We start from the raw sequence: 3460 nt of genomic DNA on the forward strand, positions 1-3460 counted from the left end.
GCGGCCGCCGCTGCTGCTGGAAATGAAATCGCCCGGCGCCGCCAGGCACCAGTTGGCGGCGACACCGCAGCGGTTGGCGTAGCTGGAAATCATGCCGGGCACCTTGTCGCTGCTGCTGTAGCCGTTGCTGCCGCCGGCGGCGTTGACGGCGGTCACGGCCAGCCAGCCGCTTTGCAGATCGGAGAACATGGATGGCAAGCTGGCGTTCAGGTTCGGCTGCGCTCCGCCGTCATTCCCGGTAGACCAGATGAACAAGCCATGCTGCGCCACCAGCGGCTGGTACATGGCATGCAAAGCCAGCGCCTGGCCGACAGTAGCGCCGACAGCGTCGATGCCATTGGACTGGTTGAAAATCCGCACACCCTTGGCGAACATGTCCTGGTACATCTGGCTGTTGAGCAGCACGTTATCGCCATTAGTGCCGGCCGCGGCCGCCTGCACAAATACGCCAGGGGCCACGCCCAGGGTATTGCCGGCCAAGGCTTCCACCACTTCGGTGCCGTGCATATTGCCGTCGGCGCCGCCGTTGTTGTACACAGTCTTGCTGATACGCCCGGCGATTTGCGGATCGCTGGCATCGAAATCGGTATCCATCACGCCCACTGTAACGCCGGCGCCGGTCATCCCTTGCGCGCGAGCGGCGGCGACATTGCTGGGGTCTAGCACATTCAGCATGGGAGGCGTTGGTGGCGGCGTCACCACTGGCGGCGGTACGGAACTGGAATTACCTGGCGGTGCTGGTGTAGTGACTGGCGGCGAGACGGTGACGGGCGGTGAAGTTGCAGGAGGCGGCGTACTAGGTACCGGGGTAGCGACGGGTGCCGGACTGTTACTGCCGCCCCCGCCTCCGCCGCAACCTGAAATCATTACCAGTACTGCAACAGAGATAATGGACAGCGAATTCCGGCGAGACAATTCTATTCCCATAACGCCTCCCACATATGTGCATTAACTTCAACCCGATCAGCGATCGGCATATCGGCCTGCTGCATTCACATACTCAGTCGTGCATCTATAGCAATAAGCTTGTTTGTTTCCTTGCGGCAATTTAGTATGCGCGCCTTTCCCGCATATTTTCATTTCTCTTGAGAAATATTTCTCTGTGGATATATTTATGCGGCGATATAGCCACACAAAGAAACTGCGCAGAAGGGAAATTCAAGGCGTGACAGATTGCCTTAGGGCGAAACCGGCATATTTGCGATCAATTAACTTTTAATGAGAATCGCGGCGGCTTTTGTTATTATTACTCTCCGGTAACCTTACCGAACTACATGGCCATCAGCGCCGTCACAAACGGACGCACTGTCCATGCCAGCACAACTTCAGGGGGATAAACATGACGTTCACAGAATCAATCAAGGTTTGCTTTTCCAAGTATGTCGACTTCAACGGCAGAGCATCGCGTTCCGAATACTGGTGGTTTATCCTCTTCATCGTGGTGGCCACGGTGATTGCCGACACAATCCATCACAAGCTAGGCCTGCTCATTTCGCTGGCTACGCTGCTGCCTTCCATCGCAGCCGCAGCGCGCCGCCTGCACGACACAGACCGCAGCGGCTGGTGGCTGTTGCTGTCGCTGATCCCGATCATCGGCGGGCTGGTGGTGCTCTACTTCCTGATCCTGGAAGGGAAAGAACCAAACAGATTCGGTTCAGCGCCAGTCAGCGAGGCACTGCCGGAAACCTGAAAATCAGGCGAGCAGCGGCATCCGCCAGGGCTTCAGGCGGATGCAGAACTGGAATCCGACGGCGTTCTCCGTCTCTCAACGTCAGGCCAACATGAAATCCGCACTGTTAATCATCGATGTCCAGCACGATCTTTTTGAAGGAAGCCGGCGGCCGTTTGAAGCCGATGCGGTGATCGAGCGCATCAACACCCTGACCGCCAAGGCGCGCGCCGCGGGTGTACCGGTGGTTTTTGTCCAGCATGAAGAAGCCGACAGTCCACTAGAGTACAACTCACCAGGCTGGCAGCTGCAGCACGGATTACAGGTCAAGGACAGCGACACCAGGCTGCGCAAGAAGACCAGCGACTCCTTCCTCCGCACCGAGTTGCGAGAGCTGCTGACCGCATGGCAGGTCGACCATCTAGTGATCTGCGGCTATGCATCGGAATTCTGCGTCGACACCACGGTCCGCAGCGCGGCAGCGCAGGGATACCCGGTCACCCTGGTGTCCGATGCCCACACCACCCACGACAAGCCGCATGCCAGCGGACAGCAGATACGCATACATGAAAATGCGACATTGCAGAACGTCGACAGTTTCGGCGTGAAAATCACGGCAGTGGCGACTGCCGAAGTAGATTTCGCCGCCTAGGCAGTAAATTTGCCGTCGAAATGGCCGCGCACGAGAATATGGCCTTGGCAGGGAGAACCTGTTAAAATTCGGCCCTGCCCAGTATCGCCGGTGATTTTTGACGATACCTTTTGCGGTTTTCATGCAAACCCGCAAACTTGCCCGAGTGGTGAAATCGGTAGACACAAGAGACTTAAAATCTCTCGCTCGTAAGGGTGTGCCGGTTCAAGTCCGGCCTCGGGCACCAATACACATTGTCGTAAAACAGCACAAAACGCCGCAAACCAAGTAAATACAAGGTTCTGCGGCGTTTTTGCATTCAAGCCAAAAATCGCAAATCACCAACAAAAACCACTAATTACTGATATCAATTCCCCATAATTTACACAGCCATTCCCCAATTTCATGGTGTAATTGCCGCCGTTTTTTGGAGAATGGAATATATGGCATCAATCGTAAAATGTGCTGGTGGCTGGCGGGTTCAAATTGCAATCAAGGGCAAGCGTGAGTCGGGAACGTACCCGACCAAGGCACAAGCCCAGGCATGGGCCGCCATGCGAGAAACTGAAATTCGCGAAGAAAAAGCAACCGGTATTGCCGTTGGCAAAACCTGCCGCGATGCCTTCGAACGCTACGAAAGAGAAGTCTCCCGTACCAAGCGTGGTTATCGATGGGAAGCACTGCGCCTGTCAGCGATGAGCAATATTGTGGTCAGGAAAGTCCATTTCGGCGACATAAATCAGTGACGTTACGCCAGATTTTCTCGGGCAATGGCGCGATCTTCGATTAAAAAATGTGCTTGGATCGACCGTCAATCGTGAGACGAATTTGCTGTCACACGTCTTCAGCACAGCGCAACGGGAATGGGGATGGGTAGCTGCAAGCCCCACAGAAGACGTACGGAGGCCAAAAAACCCGGCGCCGCGTGACAGACGCATTTCTGAAGATGAAATCGATCGTCTATGCTTCGCACTGGGATTTGACGATATGCCAGTCCAGAACAAGAGTCAGGCGATTGCAGGTAAGCGTGACGCTAGTAGCGTTGTTGACTTTGCTGGAGTTCGTTCTTAGAGATCGATGATTTTTCGCAGCAGTCCAGGCGACACTCGCCATTGCTCGCCATCACAAAGTAGTGAATAAGTTTTTGTGTTTATTTTGGT

General features: G+C 55.2%; 4 protein-coding genes and 1 tRNA gene. 4 read left to right on the forward strand and 1 reads right to left on the reverse strand.

The window, feature by feature from the left end:
* Positions 1–675: S8 family peptidase (locus VNZ65_RS24030; protein ID WP_325673595.1), on the reverse strand; the 675-nt coding region annotated here is incomplete at its 3' end.
* Between the two features lie 664 nt (positions 676–1339).
* Between VNZ65_RS24030 and VNZ65_RS24035 the strand changes: the two genes are divergently transcribed.
* The 4 genes from VNZ65_RS24035 (at position 1340) to VNZ65_RS24050 (ending at position 3046) form a co-directional block, all read left to right on the forward strand.
* Positions 1340–1690 carry a DUF805 domain-containing protein gene (locus VNZ65_RS24035; protein ID WP_325673597.1) on the forward strand — a complete coding sequence of 117 codons (351 nt, stop codon included), beginning with the start codon at positions 1340–1342 and terminating at the stop codon, positions 1688–1690.
* A 91-nt stretch (positions 1691–1781) separates the two neighbouring features.
* Positions 1782–2321: a cysteine hydrolase family protein gene (locus VNZ65_RS24040; RefSeq protein WP_325673599.1), complete on the forward strand. Its 540-nt coding sequence runs from the start codon at positions 1782–1784 to the stop codon at positions 2319–2321.
* Positions 2322–2460: 139 nt separating this feature from the next.
* Positions 2461–2547 (forward strand) — tRNA-Leu (locus VNZ65_RS24045).
* Between the two features lie 196 nt (positions 2548–2743).
* A complete protein-coding gene (locus VNZ65_RS24050) occupies positions 2744–3046 on the forward strand; it encodes a hypothetical protein (protein WP_325673601.1) in 303 nt (100 codons plus the stop codon).
* Positions 3047–3460: the final 414 nt, after the last annotated feature.

The organism is Collimonas sp., assembly GCF_035566555.1.
Taxonomy (GTDB): Bacteria; Pseudomonadota; Gammaproteobacteria; order Burkholderiales; family Burkholderiaceae_D; genus Collimonas.

Coding starts and splice junctions, on each gene's coding strand:
- VNZ65_RS24040 (WP_325673599.1), top strand. CDS start 1,782: ATGAAATCCGCACTGTTAATCATCGATGTCCAGCACGATCTTTTTGAA.
- VNZ65_RS24050 (WP_325673601.1), top strand. CDS start 2,744: ATGGCATCAATCGTAAAATGTGCTGGTGGCTGGCGGGTTCAAATTGCA.
- VNZ65_RS24035 (WP_325673597.1), top strand. CDS start 1,340: ATGACGTTCACAGAATCAATCAAGGTTTGCTTTTCCAAGTATGTCGAC.